A 16,261-nucleotide genomic window follows, 5' to 3' on the forward strand; every position below is an offset into this window, starting at 1 on the left:
AAATCGATTAACGTATCATATTATCAGTGCAAAGTATGAAATGAGAGGCTTCGAGAGCTCAAATTAATATTTTAGATTATAAAATAATAGCGCTAAGATAATTGAAGATTTCTCAATTTTTTACAGGAAAAACTGACTTTAATTCATCTACGATTCTTTTTGTAGCTCCAGCTTTTTCTTGAATATAATTGGCATTGATTTGTCCTATTTTCAACCGATACTTATTATTTTCAGAATAAGTATTTACAAGATTATTGAATTGACTTGAATCTTTTATAGAATTTACACCGCCCAGTTGAACTAATTCTTCCGCCTCTGCGAATCCATTAAAATTTGGGCCTATAATAACAGGTATACCAAAAACGGCAGGTTCTAAGGTATTGTGTAAACCAGTAACAAAACCACCACCAACATATGCTAGATCGGCATAGCTGTAGATTTTGGTTAATATGCCAATAGTGTCAATTATAAGGACTTCATAGTCTTCAATCGCAATGTTCTCCAATTCGGAAAAACGAGCCACAGGTTTTTTTATAGCTTCAATTATTTCCTCAACATGTTTGTTTTTTATAGTATGTGGTGCAATAACAAATTTGATGGGTAGCGAAGTGTTATTTATATATTCTACTATCAACTTCTCATCTTCTGGCCATGTGCTTCCCAATACAAAACAAAATTGATTTTGTTTGAAATGCGCCATAAATTCCAGTGAATTATTGCGGTCTAAAATTTCAGTGACCCTATCAAATCGGGTATCTCCTGCTACAGTTACATTTTTGAAATCAATTGAATTTAATAACTCTTTGGACTTTTTATTTTGAACAAAGAAATGTGAGAAATTGGTTAATGCTTTTCTCATAAAACTTCCATACCATTTAAAGAAATTTTGGTTGTTTTTAAACAGGGCAGAAATTAAAAATGTTGGTGTATTTACGCTGTTTAATGCAGCTAAATAATTTGGCCAAATTTCATATTTAATAAATATTGCTAAATCAGGGTGTGCCGCTTCTAGAAATTTGTGGACATTTTTTTTAGTGTCCAGAGGTAAATAACAAATGACATCAGCAACTTTACTATTTTTTTTCACTTCATATCCTGATGGGGAAAAGAAAGTAAGTAAGAATTTATGATTTGGGTATAGAAGTTTCAGTTTTTCCATAACCGGTAGGCCTTGCTCATATTCACCTAAAGACGCTGCATGTATCCATATAACCTTATCGGTTTTTGAAATGGTATCTTTAATAAGATTAAATGTTTCTTTTCTTCCATTAACAAACAATGAAAGTTTAGGGTTTACCAATGCCAGCAACTTAAGAATTGCAGACGCACTAATGACAATAAGATTATAAAGAAAGTACAAACTGATGCTTTTGGGCTAAATTACGTTTCTTTCCATAAAATTAGTGTCGCCTGTTTCGTATTTTTGTATCACTTCATGTAATTTCAAGAGATGAAAAAGATACAAATGGTAGACCTTGGCGGTCAATACCAAGAAATAAAAGATCAGGTAAATACTTCTATTACCCAAATATTAGAAACTTCGGCATTTATAAATGGTCCAGAGGTTCATGCATTTCAAAAGGAATTAGAGGAATATCTTCAGGTTAAACATGTAATTCCGTGTGCAAATGGTACTGATGCACTTCAGATAGCTATGATGGGGCTAGGTCTTAAACCTGGTGACGAGGTTATTACAGCAGATTTTACTTTTGCCGCTACCGTAGAGGTAATTGCATTATTGCAATTAACCCCTGTTCTAGTAGATGTATATCCAGACACTTTCAATATTGATATAGAAGCCATAGAAAAAGCAATAACGCCAAAAACGAAGGCAATAGTGCCTGTACATCTTTTTGGCCAATGTGCTAATATGGATGCTATACTTGATTTGGCTAAAAAGCATGATTTGTTTGTAATTGAGGATAATGCACAAGCAATTGGCGCTAAATATCTTTCAAAAGACGGTACAAAGCATATGGCAGGTAGTATGGGGCATGTTGGTGCTACATCATTTTTTCCTTCTAAAAATTTAGGTTGTTATGGCGACGGTGGTGCAATTTTTACAAATGATGATGAACTGGCGCATACATTACGTGGTATTGTAAATCATGGTATGTATGAACGCTACCATCATGATGTGGTAGGAGTAAACTCAAGACTAGACTCTATACAAGCAGCGGTGCTACGAGCTAAACTGCCGAAATTAGATGGTTATTGTGAGGCTAGAAGAAATGCTGCACGTGCCTACTCAAAAGCATTTGAGGGACAAGAACATATTATTACTCCGGTTACTGTAAATAATTGTGAAGGTATTTGTGATGTTTGTGATTGCCATGTTTTTCATCAGTATACTTTAAGAATTACAAATGGAAAAAGAGATGAATTAGGACAATTTTTAGCTAAAAATGAAGTTCCATTTGGCGTATACTATCCAATTCCGCTACACAAGCAAAAAGCTTACGTAGATGAAAGATATAACGAAGAAGATTTTCCGATAACTAATCAGTTAGTGAAAGAGGTTATTTCGTTACCGATGCATACCGAACTTGATGAAGAACAGATCAACTACATTACTCAGTTGATTATCGGTTTTGTTAATGAATAGTTGCAACGTTTTTTAACTTTGATAATCTTCAAAAAATATAGTAAATGAAAGTATTAGTAACTGGTGGATTAGGATTTATAGGGTCGCATACTGTAGTGGAGCTTCAAAACAAAGGTTTTGATGTTGTCATTATAGATGATTGTTCAAATTCTGATGAAAATGTACTTGATGGTATACAAGCGATTACCGGAAAGAAGCCACTTTATGAGAAGCTAGATTTAAAAGAAAAACATAAGGTTGAGGACTTTTTTCAAAGGCACCAAGACGTTGAAGGTGTTATTCACTTTGCTGCTTCAAAAGCTGTGGGTGAAAGTGTAGAGAAACCATTATTGTACTATGAAAATAACATTGGTACTTTAGTATATATTTTGAAAGAACTTTGTAATAAAAATAAAGCGAGTTTTATCTTTAGTTCTTCTTGTACAGTATATGGTCAGGCAGATAAAATGCCAATTACAGAAGATGCGCCTGTAAAGGTTGCCGAATCTCCATATGGTAATACCAAGCAAATGGGCGAAGAGATTATCTCAGATACCTGTAAAGTTACACCTAGTTTAAATGCTATAGCATTGCGCTATTTCAACCCAATGGGAGCTCATCCTAGTGGAGAAATAGGGGAGTTGCCAAAAGGTGTTCCGCAGAATTTGGTTCCATTCATTACACAAACGGGTATTGGACTTAGACAAGAGTTATCTGTATTTGGGGATGACTATCCTACGCCAGATGGTACATGTATTAGAGACTATATTTATGTTGTGGATCTAGCAAAAGCCCATGTTGTTGCTTTAGAACGTTTATTGAACGGTAAAAATGAAGCTAACTATGAGGTTTTCAATGTAGGTACGGGAACTGGAAGTTCTGTTTTGGAAGCAATACAAAGTTTTGAGAAAGTTTCTGGTAGAAAATTGAATTATAAAATTGTAGATAGAAGACCTGGGGATATTACGTCAGCTTATGCAGATACTACAAAAGCAAATAAGGTATTGGGCTGGAAAGCGGAGTATACTTTAGAAGAAGCCATGAATTATGCATGGATCTGGGAGCAGAAAATACGTGACTGATTTTTTACGGTTTAACAATATTAATAAGGGGAAATATAGCTATATTTCCCCTTATTTAATTTAAAGACCACCTTTTATGAAAAATTCTTTACTAGTTTTATTCTTACTTATTTTCACGGTAACATCTGCCCAAGACACCTACCTTCAATGCGGTAAAATTGTGGATGTTGAATCAGGTAAAATATTGTCTGAGAAGACCATCTTCATTTCAGGAAAGAAAATAAAGGAAATTAAGAATGGTTATGTGGTTGGTAGTGCCGCTGATCAAGTGGTAGATTTAAAATCTAAGACAGTCTTACCTGGGTTTATAGATATGCATGTTCATATTGAAAGTGAGTCTAGTCCATCTAGGTATTTAGAAGCTTTCACCAAAAACGAAGCTGATGTAGCATTTCAATCTACGGTTTACGCAGAAAAAACATTAATGGCCGGTTTTACCACGGTACGTGATTTGGGTGGGTCAGGAGTTAATATTGCACTTAAGAATGCCATTAACAAAGGTACAATTGTAGGTCCTCGCATTTTTACTGCAGGTAAAGCTCTTGCTTCTACGGGTGGTCATGCCGATCCAACTAATGGAAGAAGTAATGAGTTAATGGGTGATCCAGGTCCAAAAGAAGGTGTTGTTAATTCTCCTGAAGATGGTAGAAAAGCTGTTCGTCAACGTTACAAAGAAGGTGCAGATGTTATTAAAATAACTGCTACTGGCGGAGTATTAAGTGTTGCAAAAAGTGGTCAAAATCCTCAGTTTACTATTGAGGAAATAAAGGCGATTACAGAAACTGCTAATGATTACGGTATGCTTACTGCCGCACACGCACATGGCGACGAAGGTATGCAAAGAGCCATTTTAGGTGGAATTAAAACAATAGAGCATGGAACATTGATGTCTGAGGAAACTATGGACTTAATGATAAAACACAATACCTATATGGTGCCAACAATATCTGCAGGTCAAGAAGCGGCGAGATTGGCAAAAATTCCTAATTATTTACCACCCGTAGTTGCTAAAAAGGCATTGGAAATTGGACCAAAATTGAATGCCACTTTTGCCAAGGCTTATAAAAAAGGTGTAAGTATGGCTTTCGGTACAGATTCAGGTGTATCGCCTCATGGAGATAACGCAAAAGAGTTCGTTTACATGCATAAAGCTGGTATGCCAATAATTGAAACGTTACGTTCGGCAACTATTACCAATGCAATGCTTTTAGGTGAAAATGAGCGAGGTCAAATTAAAGAAGGTTATATAGCTGATATTGTAGCTGTAAATGAGAATCCTCTAAACAATGTAGAAACACTTACAGATGTAATTTTTGTAATGAAAGAAGGTGTTGTTTACAAGAAATAGCTAAGTTGATAATTACTTTTTTATTTAATAGTTAGAATTGGTGCATGAATTTAAATGTTGATACTAGTGAGCAATTAATGCAAGTGGCATTAGATGATTTACTTTTTGATAAATTGATGCTCCAAATAGAAAAGGATTTTGTCCTTGCCAATATCCCTTTGGGAATATCTAATGAACTAAACGCAACCCAGTTAATAGTACTTATTAAAGAGAAAGTATACTACTTAATGATGGAGCATTTTGCTGAATACCTTAATCTTATGTATATCATTGATATTCCTGAAAAAGAATTCGAAAATATAGAGGTTACAGATACCGTAGATGTCTCTGGCCAGGTTACTTTCTTAATTCTTAAAAGAGAATATAAAAAGGTATGGTATCGAAATAAATATAAGTAATGCTGAATTTTATAATTACACTTTCACGTAAAACCCTTTTTTATCCATTATGTAGCCAACAAACCAGCAGGTTAGCATAACCCATAAGGCAAATAGTAACGATCCAACATAATCACCTGCCACGGCAATAAAAACATTGTTTGCAATCCAATTATATAAAGTGGTTCCTTTCATTGAAATTTCAGCTAGACTAATAATGAATAGTTCAGATAATAAATAAATGAATAAAGTGTTTCTGCCAAACACTTCAAAAAAGTACGTCCATTTTCCAGGTTTAGACATATCTAATAAATAAATCAAAATGGCAATTACAAATATGTCAATTCCACTTGTAAGTAATACAAACGAGCTAGTCCAAAGTTTTTTATTAAAAGGTAGCGTTAAATCCCAAGCAAATCCTGCAATAATTAAAAGTCCGGCAATCATTATAAGTTTGGCAATTGTTTCAAAATTTTGCCCGTTTTTCTGAATGAATTTACCAGTAAAATAACCAGCAATAACATTTACAATGGCAGGTAAAGTGCTTAGTAGGCCTTCTGGGTCAAAAGCAATACCTCCATTGCCATGGTACATGTGGTCAGCGCCAATAAGTGATTTGTCAAGTTTTAAAACTGCATTCCCGGTTAAGGTTAAGTCTCCAAATGCAAGTAATATTATATGATAGCCAACTAATGCCAATGCACTGAAAATTAAAACACTTCGTGTTTTGAAATAATGAAGAAGAATAGAAGCTAATAAATAACAAAGGGCGATGCGTTGTAATACGCCAAAAATTCTAGTTTCTGCAATAGGTTTTAGACCACCATCTTCAAAGAAAGGAAACCAATACATCAAGAAGCCTAATAAGAAAATAATAGAGAAACGTTTAAATATTTTTTTTAAGAAAGCACCGCTTCCCATGGCTTCGTACTTCTTCATACTAAAACTCATGGCATTACCAACTACAAACAAAAATGTAGGGAATACTAAATCGGTGAGCGTAAATCCGTTCCAAACGGCATGATTTAAAATTCCAAAACTGGTGTCGCCATTGCCTGGTGAATTTACAATTATCATGAGAGCAACATCCATGCCTCTAAAGACATCTAATGATAGATATCTATTTTTTAATTTATTCATGTTGGTTGGTTTGGTCCATATGAAAGGTAATGAATTTTAAAAGTATACACGTACAAATGGCATAAGCGCATTTCCATAAATGCTTTTGTTGTCATCATAAAGTAAATCGTATCGTAGACCAACAGTTACATTTCTGGTGCTATAACCTGCACCAACAAAAAATGCAGGTAACCAATAATTATCCTCTATATCAATAGTTTGGGTGGCGATGGTTCTATTTATACGTAATTGTTCGAATTCTGCAGACATTTTGAATTTGAGGGATAGGATTGTAGAGTGAAAGTATACTGCCTCCATATGCTAAGAATTTATCTTCGTCAAACTTTGCATAATTAAAACTCAAACTAGCTCCTGTAGCAAATTGCTCATTAAATTGATAGATGGCGCTCGGAGAAATAGACCCATTGAACCCATTATTTGTGAATCCCAATCCAATACTTCCACCAAATCTTACGTTATTCCAAAAATCAACACCATTATTGGACGATTGAGCTAGTAATAAAGTGACATTACATAGTGCTAGCCCTGTGAAAATTAATTTTTTTAAGCACATATGGTGATTTTGTTTTAAAGTTTCATTTTTTTCAATAATACATGGCATTCTATCGTTAGATATTGTAAATGTTGTATTTTTGTTAGAAATTTATTCTAAAGATACAGAAAGTAATTCATGGATAAATATTCCTTTTTGAATACCGCTCATACCTCTTTTTTTTCAGAGTTATACGATAAGTATTTAGTAAACCCGGATAGTGTAGAGCCAAGTTGGAGAGCCTTTTTTCAAGGATTCGACTTTGGGATGGAAAGTTCGTTAGAAGAACTTGAAATTGATGAGAATCGAACTACAGTATTAGTAAACGGCAATAAAAGTGAAATGCCAGAATCTCTACAGAAGGAGTTTCAGGTAATTCGATTAATTGACGGTTACAGAAGTAGGGGGCACTTATTTACGAAAACAAATCCGGTACGTGAGCGAAGACATTATGAGCCTACATTAGAAATTGAAAATTTCGGATTAACATCTTCTGATTTAGAAACGGTGTTTAATGCTGGTGACATAATTGGTATAGGTCCAAATTCCTTAAAAGAGATTGTTAGACATTTGCGCAGTATCTATTGTGATGCTATTGGTGTTGAATATATGTTTATTCGAAAGCCAGAGCGTGTAAAATGGATACAAGATTGGATAAATGTTAATGATAATCATCCTAATTTTGAATCTGATCGTAAAAAACATATTCTCAAGAAGTTAAATCATGCGATTTCATTTGAATCTTTTCTTCATACTAAATATGTAGGTCAAAAGAGATTCTCTCTTGAAGGTAATGAATCGTTGATACCTGCTTTAGATGTAATTGTTGAACGCGCAGCGGAAATGGGCGTACAGCAATTTGTTATGGGTATGGCACACCGTGGTAGGTTAAATGTATTGACCAATATCTTTGGTAAGTCTGCAAAAGATATCTTTAGCGAGTTTGATGGTAAGGATTATGAACAAGAGATTTTTGACGGTGACGTTAAATATCACTTGGGTTGGACATCCGATAGAAAATCAGATAACGGAAATAAAATAAAGATGAATATTGCACCCAACCCTTCTCATTTAGAGACTGTTGGTGCAGTGGTAGAGGGTATAGCTAGAGCAAAGCAAGATGCTCATTATGGTGATGATTTTTCAAAAGTGCTACCTATTGTAGTGCATGGTGATGCTGCTATTGCTGGTCAAGGACTTATATATGAGTTAGTTCAAATGGCCGGGTTAGATGGCTATAAGACTGGTGGTACTATACATATAGTGGTAAATAACCAAATTGGTTTTACGACAAACTATTTAGATGCAAGAACATCTACCTATTGTACCGATGTTGCTAAGGTAACATTGTGCCCTGTATTACATGTTAATGCTGATGATGCCGAAGCTGTGGTACATGCCTCACTTTTTGCTTTAGAGTACAGAATGCGATTTGCTAGTGATGTATTTATAGATTTGTTGGGTTATAGAAAATATGGTCATAACGAAGGTGATGAACCAAGATTTACACAGCCAAAATTATATAAAGCGATTGCAAAACATAAAAATCCTAGAGATATTTATGCTGAAAGGCTTATAGAAGAGGGTGTAATTGATGATACATATGTAGCTCAATTAGAAAAACAATACAAGGATTCTTTAGAGGAGAAATTAGAAGACTCACGTAAAGAAGATAAAACCATAATTACACCGTTCATGGCAGATGAATGGAAAGGTTTTGAAAATGTTCGTGAATGGGAGATGATGGAAGCTGTAGATACCACATTCTCTAAAACGAAACTGAATAAAATTGCTGAAGTAATTACTGCCTTGCCAAAAGGTAAAAAGTTCTTGCGTAAGGTTGAGAAACTGGTAAAAGATCGCTACAACATGTATTTTGAAGCGGATAATCTTGACTGGGCAATGGGAGAGCTTTTGGCATATGGTACGTTGTTGGAAGAAGGTTTTGCGGTTCGTATGTCTGGACAAGATGTAGAGCGTGGTACTTTTTCTCACCGTCATGCGGTTATGAAAGTAGAAGAAAGTGAAGAAGAGCTTATTTTGTTAAATCAGTTATCTGAAAAACAAGCTAAATTTCAAATTTATAATTCACTTTTATCAGAATATGGTGTTGTTGGTTTTGATTATGGTTACGCTATGGCTAGCCCTAATACGCTAACAATTTGGGAAGCACAATTTGGTGATTTCAGCAATGGAGCGCAAATTATGATTGACCAATATATTTCTGCAGCGGAAGATAAATGGAAACTTCAAAATGGTTTGGTAATGTTGTTGCCGCATGGTTATGAAGGTCAAGGTGCCGAGCACTCTTCTGCAAGAATGGAGCGTTACTTACAAATGTGTGCAAAAGATAATATGTATATAGCAGATGTGACCACACCGGCACAAATGTTTCATATTCTTCGTAGACAAATGAAGGCTAATTTTAGAAAGCCGTTAATCATATTTACTCCTAAAAGTTTATTGAGACATCCAAAAGCTGTATCTAAAATTGCAGATTTAAATAATGGTGGTTTCAAGGAAGTAATAGACGATGAGTCTGCTGATGCTAAAAAAATAAAAAGTTTAGTTTTCTGTACAGGTAAATTCTATTATGATCTTTTAGCTGTAAAAGAAGAGAATAAACGAGACGATGTAGCTTTAGTTAGAGTGGAGCAGTTATTTCCATTACCAGAAAAAGCTATGAAAGAAGCTATAGCTAAATATAAAAATGCAGAAGATATTGTTTGGGCACAAGAAGAGCCTAGAAATATGGGTGCATGGAGTCATTTATTAATGCATTTTAGTGAAGCCCAAAAATTCAGGGTAGCATCAAGACGTTTTTATGCAGCTCCTGCGGCTGGTAGTTCAGTTAGATCTAAGGCGCGTCATCAGCAAGTTATAGATTACGTATTTGACAAAACAAAGGACAATATGTCCAAACCTAAAAAATAAAATAACATATCAAATTATAGAAAGAATGATTCTAGAAATGAAGGTCCCATCTCCGGGAGAGTCTATCACAGAGGTGGAAATAGCGGAATGGTTAGTTGAAGATGGGGATTATGTAGAAAAAGATCAAGCAATTGCAGAGGTAGATTCAGATAAGGCTACTTTGGAATTACCAGCAGAAGCTAGTGGAATAATTACACTTAAAGCGGAAGAAGGTGATGCTGTTGCTGTAGGTGCAATCGTTTGTTTAATTGATACTAGTGCCGCTAAACCAGAAGGTTCTGCAGAGGCACCTAGCGCAACTAAAGACGAAAAGGAAGTGAACGCTAAAAAAGAAGTTGTTGCCGAAAAGGCTCCTCAGCCTGCTAAGGCGAAAGAGACATATGCATCTGGTGTGCCTTCACCTGCTGCAAAGAAAATTTTAGACGAGAAAGGAATTGATAGTAATGCTGTCTCAGGTTCTGGTCGTGATGGTAGAATTACTAAAGAAGATGCTGTTAGTGCAGTACCGTCTATGGGGTCGCCAACTGGTGGTAACCGTGGCGAGTCACGTTCCAAATTATCAATGTTGCGTAGAAAAGTTGCTGAAAGATTGGTTTCTGCAAAGAACGAAACAGCAATGTTGACCACTTTTAACGAGGTGGATATGAGTGCTATTTTTGAACTTAGAAATAAGTATAAAGAAGACTTTAAGAGCAAGCATGGTGTAGGGTTAGGCTTTATGTCCTTTTTTACAAAAGCTGTAGTAAGAGCTTTAGAAATGTACCCTGCTGTGAACTCAATGATTGATGGTAAAGAGATGGTTTCTTATGATTTCTGTGATATTAGTATTGCTGTGTCTGGTCCAAAAGGACTAATGGTGCCTGTTATACGTAACGCAGAAAACTTAACCTTTAGAGGTGTTGAGGCAGAAGTGAAGAGGTTGGCGATAAGAGCTCGTGAAGGTGAAATTACAGTTGATGAAATGACCGGTGGTACTTTTACAATAACTAATGGTGGTGTATTTGGTTCAATGTTATCTACACCAATTATTAATCCTCCACAGAGTGCAATTTTAGGTATGCATAATATAGTTGAAAGACCAATTGCGCGCGATGGGGCTATTGCTATAGCACCTATAATGTATGTAGCAGTTTCTTATGATCACCGTATCATTGACGGTAAAGAATCTGTTGGCTTTTTGGTAGCTATAAAAGAAGCATTAGAAAATCCTGAAGAGTTATTAATGGATAATAATGTGAAGAAAGCTTTGGAAATGTAATTTTCTTAAGATTTGATATAATAAAAGCGTTGAGTTATTCTCAGCGCTTTTTCTTTTTTAAGTATATGCATTTTTTATCATAGTCAATAATTGCTTTTGATTTTTTAAGGATATCTGCGCCAATAATTCCATCTACTGGTTCTGCATTATGGGCTGTTAATGCTTCATTAACGTGTTTTAGATCAAATAATACAATCTCTAATTTTTTGTAACACCAAGAATTTAATTCTATTTTATTTTTTTTGGAGACAAGTGTTTCCATATTAGTTGCGCCTGCTCCCGCAGCTTTAATAATTGATTCTTCGGATATTAAATTAAAATGATCGATCTTGTCCATCCCAACGCATGTATTTGAGGCGCCAGTATCTAAAATAAACCGTCCTTTTACTGAATTTATTTCAACATTGATTTCAAAATGGTCAGTAGCAGTTAATATAAGTGGAATGCGTACGTAGTCTTTATGCTTCAAAAATTTTTTGAGGGTACTCATAATTCATTTTTTTCAAAGATAAGTCTATTTTTGCGGCATGATAATTACAGATACGCATACACATTTATATAGTGAAGCCTTTGATGAAGATAGAAAAGAGACTATCCAAAAGGCCATTGATTTGGGAGTTGAAAGATTTTTTATACCAGCTATAGACTCAACATATACGGAGCGTATGTTGAGCTTGGAAAAGGATTTTCCGGGTCATATGTTTTTAATGTCGGGTTTGCATCCCACGCATGTGAAAGAAAATTATGAAAGTGAACTTTTGCATATTGAGGAGATGTTAGAAAAGCATACGTATTATGCAATAGGGGAAATAGGAATTGATTTGTATTGGGAAAAGAAGTTCTTAAAAGAACAACAGGATGCTTTTAGACAACAAATTCAGTTAGCTAAAAAGAAAAAATTACCAATTGTTATTCATTGCCGTGATGCTTTTGATGAGGTTTTTGAAATATTAGAGAAAGAGAAAGGTGAAGATTTAAGAGGTGTTTTTCATTGTTTTACAGGTACTTTAGATCAGGCGAAAACAGCAATTTCATATAATTTAAAATTGGGTATAGGTGGAGTAGTTACTTTTAAGAATGGTAAAATCGATACTTTTTTAAATGAAATAGATTTAGATGATATTGTATTGGAAACAGATTCGCCTTATCTAGCTCCAACACCTTACCGAGGGAAAAGAAATGAAAGTGCATATATAGTTAATGTGTTAGAACGCTTAGCAGATATTCATGGTGTCACTAATGAACACATTGCTTTAAAAACAACAGAAAACTCTAAAGAAGTTTTTGGTGTATAATTATAATTTAAAGACTAAGATTTGAGCTCGGAGAAAAGGAATATTTTATTGATATATACAGGTGGTACAATTGGTATGATGAAGGATTATACTTCTGGAGCCTTAAAGGCATTTGACTTTTCTCAGTTGCAGAAAAACATACCAGAGCTAAATCAATTAGACTGCACTATATCTAGTTTTTCCTTTGACCATCCAATAGATTCATCGAATATGAATCCTACTCATTGGATTGCTATTTCAGATATCATAACTGAAAAATATAATGAATTTGATGGATTTGTAGTGTTGCATGGTAGTGATACAATGAGCTATACGGCATCAGCATTGAGTTTTTTGTTAGAAAATTTATCGAAACCTGTGATTTTGACCGGTTCTCAATTACCTATTGGGGACTTAAGAACAGATGCAAAAGAAAATCTAATTACAGCAATTCAAATTGCAGCTTTGTACAAAAAAGGAAAACCGGTTATTCAAGAAGTCGGACTTTATTTTGAATATAAGCTGTATAGGGGTAATAGAACAACAAAGATAAATGCAGAACATTTTCAGGCTTTTGCTTCATTAAATTATCCTCATTTAATAGAATCTGGAGTTCATTTGACGGTTTTTGGCGAATATTTATTGCCTCAAAAAAAGAAATTAACGTTAAAATCTCATAGAAATATGGATGATAATGTGGCGATATTGAAAATATTTCCGGGAATTAATGAAAATATTATTGATGCAATATTGGAGGCAAAAAATTTAAAAGCATTGGTTTTGGAGACGTATGGTTCAGGAAATGCGCCCATGGAAGAATGGTTTTTGAAAAAATTAAATAACGCAATTAATAAAGGAATCCATATAATTAATGTAACTCAGTGTTCAGGCGGCGCGGTTATGATGGGTCATTATGAAACAAGCTCTAGATTAAAGAAAATGCAAGTGATTAATGGTAAGGATATTACAACCGAGGCTGCTATTACTAAGGCAATGTATTTACTAGGTAGTGATGTCTCACCTGAGTTGTTCAAAACCGTTTTTGAAACCTCTTTGCGTGGAGAAATGCTTTAAATTTAACACCAGTTTAATTTCGATAACTAATATTTTTTTTGTTATTTGCCCACCCTTAAAAAAGGTAACCTAGAGAGGTGGCCGAGTGGTCGAAGGCGCACGCCTGGAAAGTGTGTATACCCCAAAAGGGTATCGAGGGTTCGAATCCCTTCCTCTCTGCAAGTAAGTTTTACTTTTTTTATATTGTTTTTTTTTATCTTTAACCCTATTAACTAACTAATTTAAGTTTGAAAAAATGAAAAAATTATTCCCAAGCCTAGCAGTCGCTGGGGCATTTGTAGCAGGTACAAATATTGTAAGTGCAAAAGTAGCAGCAGTAGCTTTGCTAGTTCAAGAAGGAGCTCCTGAAGCGGAAAGAGGATTTACTCAACTATTAAAAGAGATGTTCATTACTGGTGGTGCCGGTTTCATGGGTATCGTACTTTTATGTTTGATCCTTGGTTTGGCAGTTGCTATTGAAAGAATTATTTATTTGAACATGGCTAGTACAAATTCTGCCAAGTTGAAACAACAAGTTGAAGACGCATTGGCATCTGGTGGTGTTGAAGCTGCTAAAGAGGTTTGTAGAAATACAAAAGGACCTGTTGCTTCTATCTACTATCAAGGTTTGGATAGGGCTGGTGAGAGTATAGAGTCTGCTGAAAAAGCTGTTGTTGCTTATGGTGGTGTTCAAATGGGACAATTAGAGAAAAACGTTTCTTGGTTATCTTTATTTATCGCTATTGCTCCAATGCTTGGTTTCATGGGTACGGTAATCGGTATGATTGCAGCCTTCCAAAAGATTGCAGCTGTTGGTAACTTAAGTGCATCTCTTATTGCAGGTGATATCCAGGTTGCATTATTAACAACGGTATTTGGTCTTATTACGGCTATTATCCTTCAAATTTTCTATAACTACATTATCGCTAAAATTGATAGTATAGTTAATGATATGGAAGACTCTTCGATTACTTTAATCGATATGTTGGTAGATCACAAAAAATAAGTATCACTTTTAATACCTAAAAATTATGCAAAAAATTATTAAAATAGCATTAATTGCTATAGGTGTATTAAGTGCTATACTATGGTATTTATTACCAAGTTCAGATATGCCGGCAGCAGAAGCTGCTTCTAGTGGAGCTTTGAACACAATGTTTATTATCACTTATCTTTTATTAGGTATAGCTGTTGTAGTAAGTTTAGTGTTTACTTTGAAAAACTTATTTGCCAATCCACAAGGTCTTAAGAAAACTTTGTTCGTAGTAGGTGGTTTTTTATTAGTAGTTGGAGTTTCTTACGTTTTAGCTAGCGGAACGGATGTTGATCCTGAGTTTGCTGCTATGACGGATGAGAGTACTGTTAAAAATATTGGTATGGGATTAAATGTATTTTTTATCCTTACAATAATTGCAATACTATCTTTAGTTATACCATCTGTTAAAAATATGTTTAGTAAATAATAAAAATAGAAAACTATGGCTAGAAGAGCAGGAGCACCAGAAGTTAGTGCGGGTTCAATGGCGGATATAGCTTTCCTTTTACTTATCTTTTTCTTAGTAACTACTACTATTGAAACAGATGCAGGATTGGATCGTATGTTGCCACCAATGGAGCCACCTACTGAAGCACCACCAATTATTAAACAAAAGAACATCTTTACGGTGAATATTAACCGGAATGGACAGTTGTTGGTGGAAGATGAAATTCTTTCAATAGATAAGTTGCGTGAGAAAGCAATGGCGTTTTTAGATAACGGTGGAGCACCGTCAGGAAGTCCTGACTATTGTAGCTATTGTAAAGGAAAACGTAATGCTGAGTCTTCGGATAATCCAACAAAAGCAATTATCTCATTGAAGAATGATCGTGAGACAAAGTATAGTACTTACATTACAGTTCAAAATGAATTGGTAGGTGCATACAATGATCTTAGAAATAGAGAAGCAAAACGTTTATTCGGTAAAGATTACGTTGCTATGGAAGCTGAGTATTTAAATCCTGAAACTGATGATTCTGTAAAAGAAGAATTAAAAGAAAAGGTGACAAGAATACAAGGGTTATTTCCACAGAAATTATCTGAAGCAGAAACTTCAAGCGAATAATTAATAAATTAAAAGTAACACTATGTCAAAATTTGCAAAGAAAAAAGATGGAGAGGTACCAGCGGTATCAACAGCTTCCCTTCCTGACATTGTATTTATGCTTTTGTTTTTCTTTATGACGGTAACCGTTATGAAGGATAGTTCCTTGAAAGTTGAAAACGTACTTCCAAATGCTAGTGAAGTTAAAAAATTGGAAAAGAAGGATCGTGTAATCTATATTTATGTTGGTAAACCAACTAGAGAGTATGAGAAAACTTTTGGTACAGAGCCAAAAATTCAATTGAATGATAAATTCGCTAGTCCATCTGAAGTAGGTGATTATATTTTGATGGAAAGAGCTAAAAAGCCTCAGGAAATTCAGAATGTATTAACCACAGCACTTAAGGTTGATAAGAATGCTAGTATGGGATTGATATCCGATATTAAACAAGAGTTAAGAAAGGTAAATGCTTTAAAGGTAAATTATACTACCTATGAAGGTGACGCTTTCAATAATCTACAATAGTTAGTTAGTAGAATATTACATTTTCAAAACGCCTCAAATTTTTTTGAGGCGTTTTTTATTTCATTAACTTTA

At 34.6% G+C, this 16,261-nt stretch carries 16 protein-coding genes and 1 tRNA gene; 13 read left to right on the forward strand and 4 right to left on the reverse strand.

Features of this window, described 5'->3' with window-relative positions; genetic code table 11:
• Window positions 1-112 precede the first annotated feature (112 nt).
• Entirely contained in the window at window positions 113-1,360 is a 1,248-nt protein-coding gene (locus tag BM296_RS06295) for a 3-deoxy-D-manno-octulosonic acid transferase (RefSeq protein ID WP_091902192.1), read from the reverse strand.
• Window positions 1,361-1,450: 90 nt separating this feature from the next.
• Between BM296_RS06295 and BM296_RS06300 the strand changes: the two genes are divergently transcribed.
• The 4 genes from BM296_RS06300 to BM296_RS06315 all read left to right on the forward strand — a co-directional run bounded on the left by BM296_RS06300 (window position 1,451) and on the right by BM296_RS06315 (window position 5,412).
• A complete protein-coding gene (locus tag BM296_RS06300; protein WP_091902194.1) occupies window positions 1,451-2,605 on the forward strand; it encodes a DegT/DnrJ/EryC1/StrS family aminotransferase in 1,155 nt (384 codons plus the stop codon).
• 44 nt (window positions 2,606-2,649) lie between these two features.
• Window positions 2,650-3,666 carry a UDP-glucose 4-epimerase GalE gene (galE, locus tag BM296_RS06305; protein ID WP_091902196.1) on the forward strand — a complete coding sequence of 339 codons (1,017 nt, stop codon included), beginning with the start codon at window positions 2,650-2,652 and terminating at the stop codon, window positions 3,664-3,666.
• A 76-nt stretch (window positions 3,667-3,742) separates the two neighbouring features.
• Complete coding sequence (locus BM296_RS06310) at window positions 3,743-5,014, forward strand: metal-dependent hydrolase family protein (protein WP_091902198.1); 1,272 nt, start codon at window positions 3,743-3,745, stop codon at window positions 5,012-5,014.
• 44 nt (window positions 5,015-5,058) lie between these two features.
• Entirely contained in the window at window positions 5,059-5,412 is a 354-nt protein-coding gene (locus tag BM296_RS06315; RefSeq protein ID WP_027065015.1) for a hypothetical protein, read from the forward strand.
• Between the two features lie 15 nt (window positions 5,413-5,427).
• Here the strand turns inward: BM296_RS06315 and BM296_RS06320 are convergent, their stop codons facing one another.
• Together BM296_RS06320 and BM296_RS19610 are read right to left on the reverse strand one after the other, a co-directional pair.
• A complete protein-coding gene (locus BM296_RS06320) occupies window positions 5,428-6,531 on the reverse strand; it encodes an acyltransferase family protein (protein WP_091902200.1) in 1,104 nt (367 codons plus the stop codon).
• Between the two features lie 36 nt (window positions 6,532-6,567).
• Window positions 6,568-6,828, reverse strand: a complete 261-nt coding sequence (locus BM296_RS19610) for a hypothetical protein (protein ID WP_245786975.1) — start codon at window positions 6,826-6,828, stop codon at window positions 6,568-6,570.
• 373 nt (window positions 6,829-7,201) lie between these two features.
• Here BM296_RS19610 and BM296_RS06330 point away from each other — a divergent pair, with 373 nt between their 5' ends.
• Together BM296_RS06330 and odhB are read left to right on the forward strand one after the other, a co-directional pair.
• Complete coding sequence (locus BM296_RS06330) at window positions 7,202-9,997, forward strand: 2-oxoglutarate dehydrogenase E1 component (protein WP_091902201.1); 2,796 nt, start codon at window positions 7,202-7,204, stop codon at window positions 9,995-9,997.
• 25 nt (window positions 9,998-10,022) lie between these two features.
• Complete coding sequence (gene odhB / locus BM296_RS06335) at window positions 10,023-11,255, forward strand: 2-oxoglutarate dehydrogenase complex dihydrolipoyllysine-residue succinyltransferase (protein ID WP_091902203.1); 1,233 nt, start codon at window positions 10,023-10,025, stop codon at window positions 11,253-11,255.
• A gap of 40 nt (window positions 11,256-11,295) precedes the next feature.
• Here odhB and BM296_RS06340 read toward each other — a convergent pair whose 3' ends face one another.
• A complete protein-coding gene (locus tag BM296_RS06340; protein WP_091902205.1) occupies window positions 11,296-11,745 on the reverse strand; it encodes a retropepsin-like aspartic protease in 450 nt (149 codons plus the stop codon).
• Between the two features lie 37 nt (window positions 11,746-11,782).
• Between BM296_RS06340 and BM296_RS06345 the strand changes: the two genes are divergently transcribed.
• The 7 genes from BM296_RS06345 (at window position 11,783) to BM296_RS06375 (ending at window position 16,189) form a co-directional block, all read left to right on the forward strand.
• Window positions 11,783-12,550 (forward strand): TatD family hydrolase, encoded by a 768-nt coding sequence (locus BM296_RS06345; protein ID WP_091902206.1) that lies wholly within the window; start codon window positions 11,783-11,785, stop codon window positions 12,548-12,550.
• A 21-nt stretch (window positions 12,551-12,571) separates the two neighbouring features.
• The gene (locus BM296_RS06350) at window positions 12,572-13,603 is read left to right on the forward strand and encodes an asparaginase (protein WP_091902208.1); all 1,032 of its coding nucleotides are present in this window, start codon (window positions 12,572-12,574) and stop codon (window positions 13,601-13,603) included.
• 71 nt (window positions 13,604-13,674) lie between these two features.
• A tRNA-Ser gene (locus BM296_RS06355) sits at window positions 13,675-13,762 on the forward strand.
• Between the two features lie 76 nt (window positions 13,763-13,838).
• Complete coding sequence (locus BM296_RS06360) at window positions 13,839-14,588, forward strand: MotA/TolQ/ExbB proton channel family protein (RefSeq protein WP_027065007.1); 750 nt, start codon at window positions 13,839-13,841, stop codon at window positions 14,586-14,588.
• A 25-nt stretch (window positions 14,589-14,613) separates the two neighbouring features.
• Window positions 14,614-15,045 (forward strand): hypothetical protein, encoded by a 432-nt coding sequence (locus BM296_RS06365; protein ID WP_027065006.1) that lies wholly within the window; start codon window positions 14,614-14,616, stop codon window positions 15,043-15,045.
• Window positions 15,046-15,060: 15 nt separating this feature from the next.
• Window positions 15,061-15,684 (forward strand): ExbD/TolR family protein, encoded by a 624-nt coding sequence (locus BM296_RS06370; RefSeq protein ID WP_027065005.1) that lies wholly within the window; start codon window positions 15,061-15,063, stop codon window positions 15,682-15,684.
• Between the two features lie 22 nt (window positions 15,685-15,706).
• A complete protein-coding gene (locus tag BM296_RS06375) occupies window positions 15,707-16,189 on the forward strand; it encodes an ExbD/TolR family protein (RefSeq protein ID WP_027065004.1) in 483 nt (160 codons plus the stop codon).
• Window positions 16,190-16,261 lie beyond the last annotated feature (72 nt).

It is taken from the genome of Maribacter stanieri, from assembly GCF_900112245.1.
In the GTDB taxonomy this organism is placed as follows: domain Bacteria; phylum Bacteroidota; class Bacteroidia; order Flavobacteriales; family Flavobacteriaceae; genus Maribacter; species Maribacter stanieri.

What these genes read in the sequence shown, in the direction of transcription:
- BM296_RS06340 (WP_091902205.1), bottom strand. Translation starts at nt 11,745, where the DNA reads ATGAGTACCCTCAAAAAATTTTTGAAGCATAAAGACTACGTACGCATT.
- odhB (WP_091902203.1), top strand. Translation starts at nt 10,023, where the DNA reads ATGATTCTAGAAATGAAGGTCCCATCTCCGGGAGAGTCTATCACAGAG.
- BM296_RS06310 (WP_091902198.1), top strand. Translation starts at nt 3,743, where the DNA reads ATGAAAAATTCTTTACTAGTTTTATTCTTACTTATTTTCACGGTAACA.
- BM296_RS06375 (WP_027065004.1), top strand. Translation starts at nt 15,707, where the DNA reads ATGTCAAAATTTGCAAAGAAAAAAGATGGAGAGGTACCAGCGGTATCA.
- BM296_RS06330 (WP_091902201.1), top strand. Translation starts at nt 7,202, where the DNA reads ATGGATAAATATTCCTTTTTGAATACCGCTCATACCTCTTTTTTTTCA.
- BM296_RS06315 (WP_027065015.1), top strand. Translation starts at nt 5,059, where the DNA reads ATGAATTTAAATGTTGATACTAGTGAGCAATTAATGCAAGTGGCATTA.
- BM296_RS06360 (WP_027065007.1), top strand. Translation starts at nt 13,839, where the DNA reads ATGAAAAAATTATTCCCAAGCCTAGCAGTCGCTGGGGCATTTGTAGCA.
- BM296_RS06345 (WP_091902206.1), top strand. Translation starts at nt 11,783, where the DNA reads ATGATAATTACAGATACGCATACACATTTATATAGTGAAGCCTTTGAT.
- BM296_RS06300 (WP_091902194.1), top strand. Translation starts at nt 1,451, where the DNA reads ATGAAAAAGATACAAATGGTAGACCTTGGCGGTCAATACCAAGAAATA.
- BM296_RS19610 (WP_245786975.1), bottom strand. Translation starts at nt 6,828, where the DNA reads ATGGAGGCAGTATACTTTCACTCTACAATCCTATCCCTCAAATTCAAA.
- BM296_RS06365 (WP_027065006.1), top strand. Translation starts at nt 14,614, where the DNA reads ATGCAAAAAATTATTAAAATAGCATTAATTGCTATAGGTGTATTAAGT.
- BM296_RS06370 (WP_027065005.1), top strand. Translation starts at nt 15,061, where the DNA reads ATGGCTAGAAGAGCAGGAGCACCAGAAGTTAGTGCGGGTTCAATGGCG.
- BM296_RS06320 (WP_091902200.1), bottom strand. Translation starts at nt 6,531, where the DNA reads ATGAATAAATTAAAAAATAGATATCTATCATTAGATGTCTTTAGAGGC.
- galE (WP_091902196.1), top strand. Translation starts at nt 2,650, where the DNA reads ATGAAAGTATTAGTAACTGGTGGATTAGGATTTATAGGGTCGCATACT.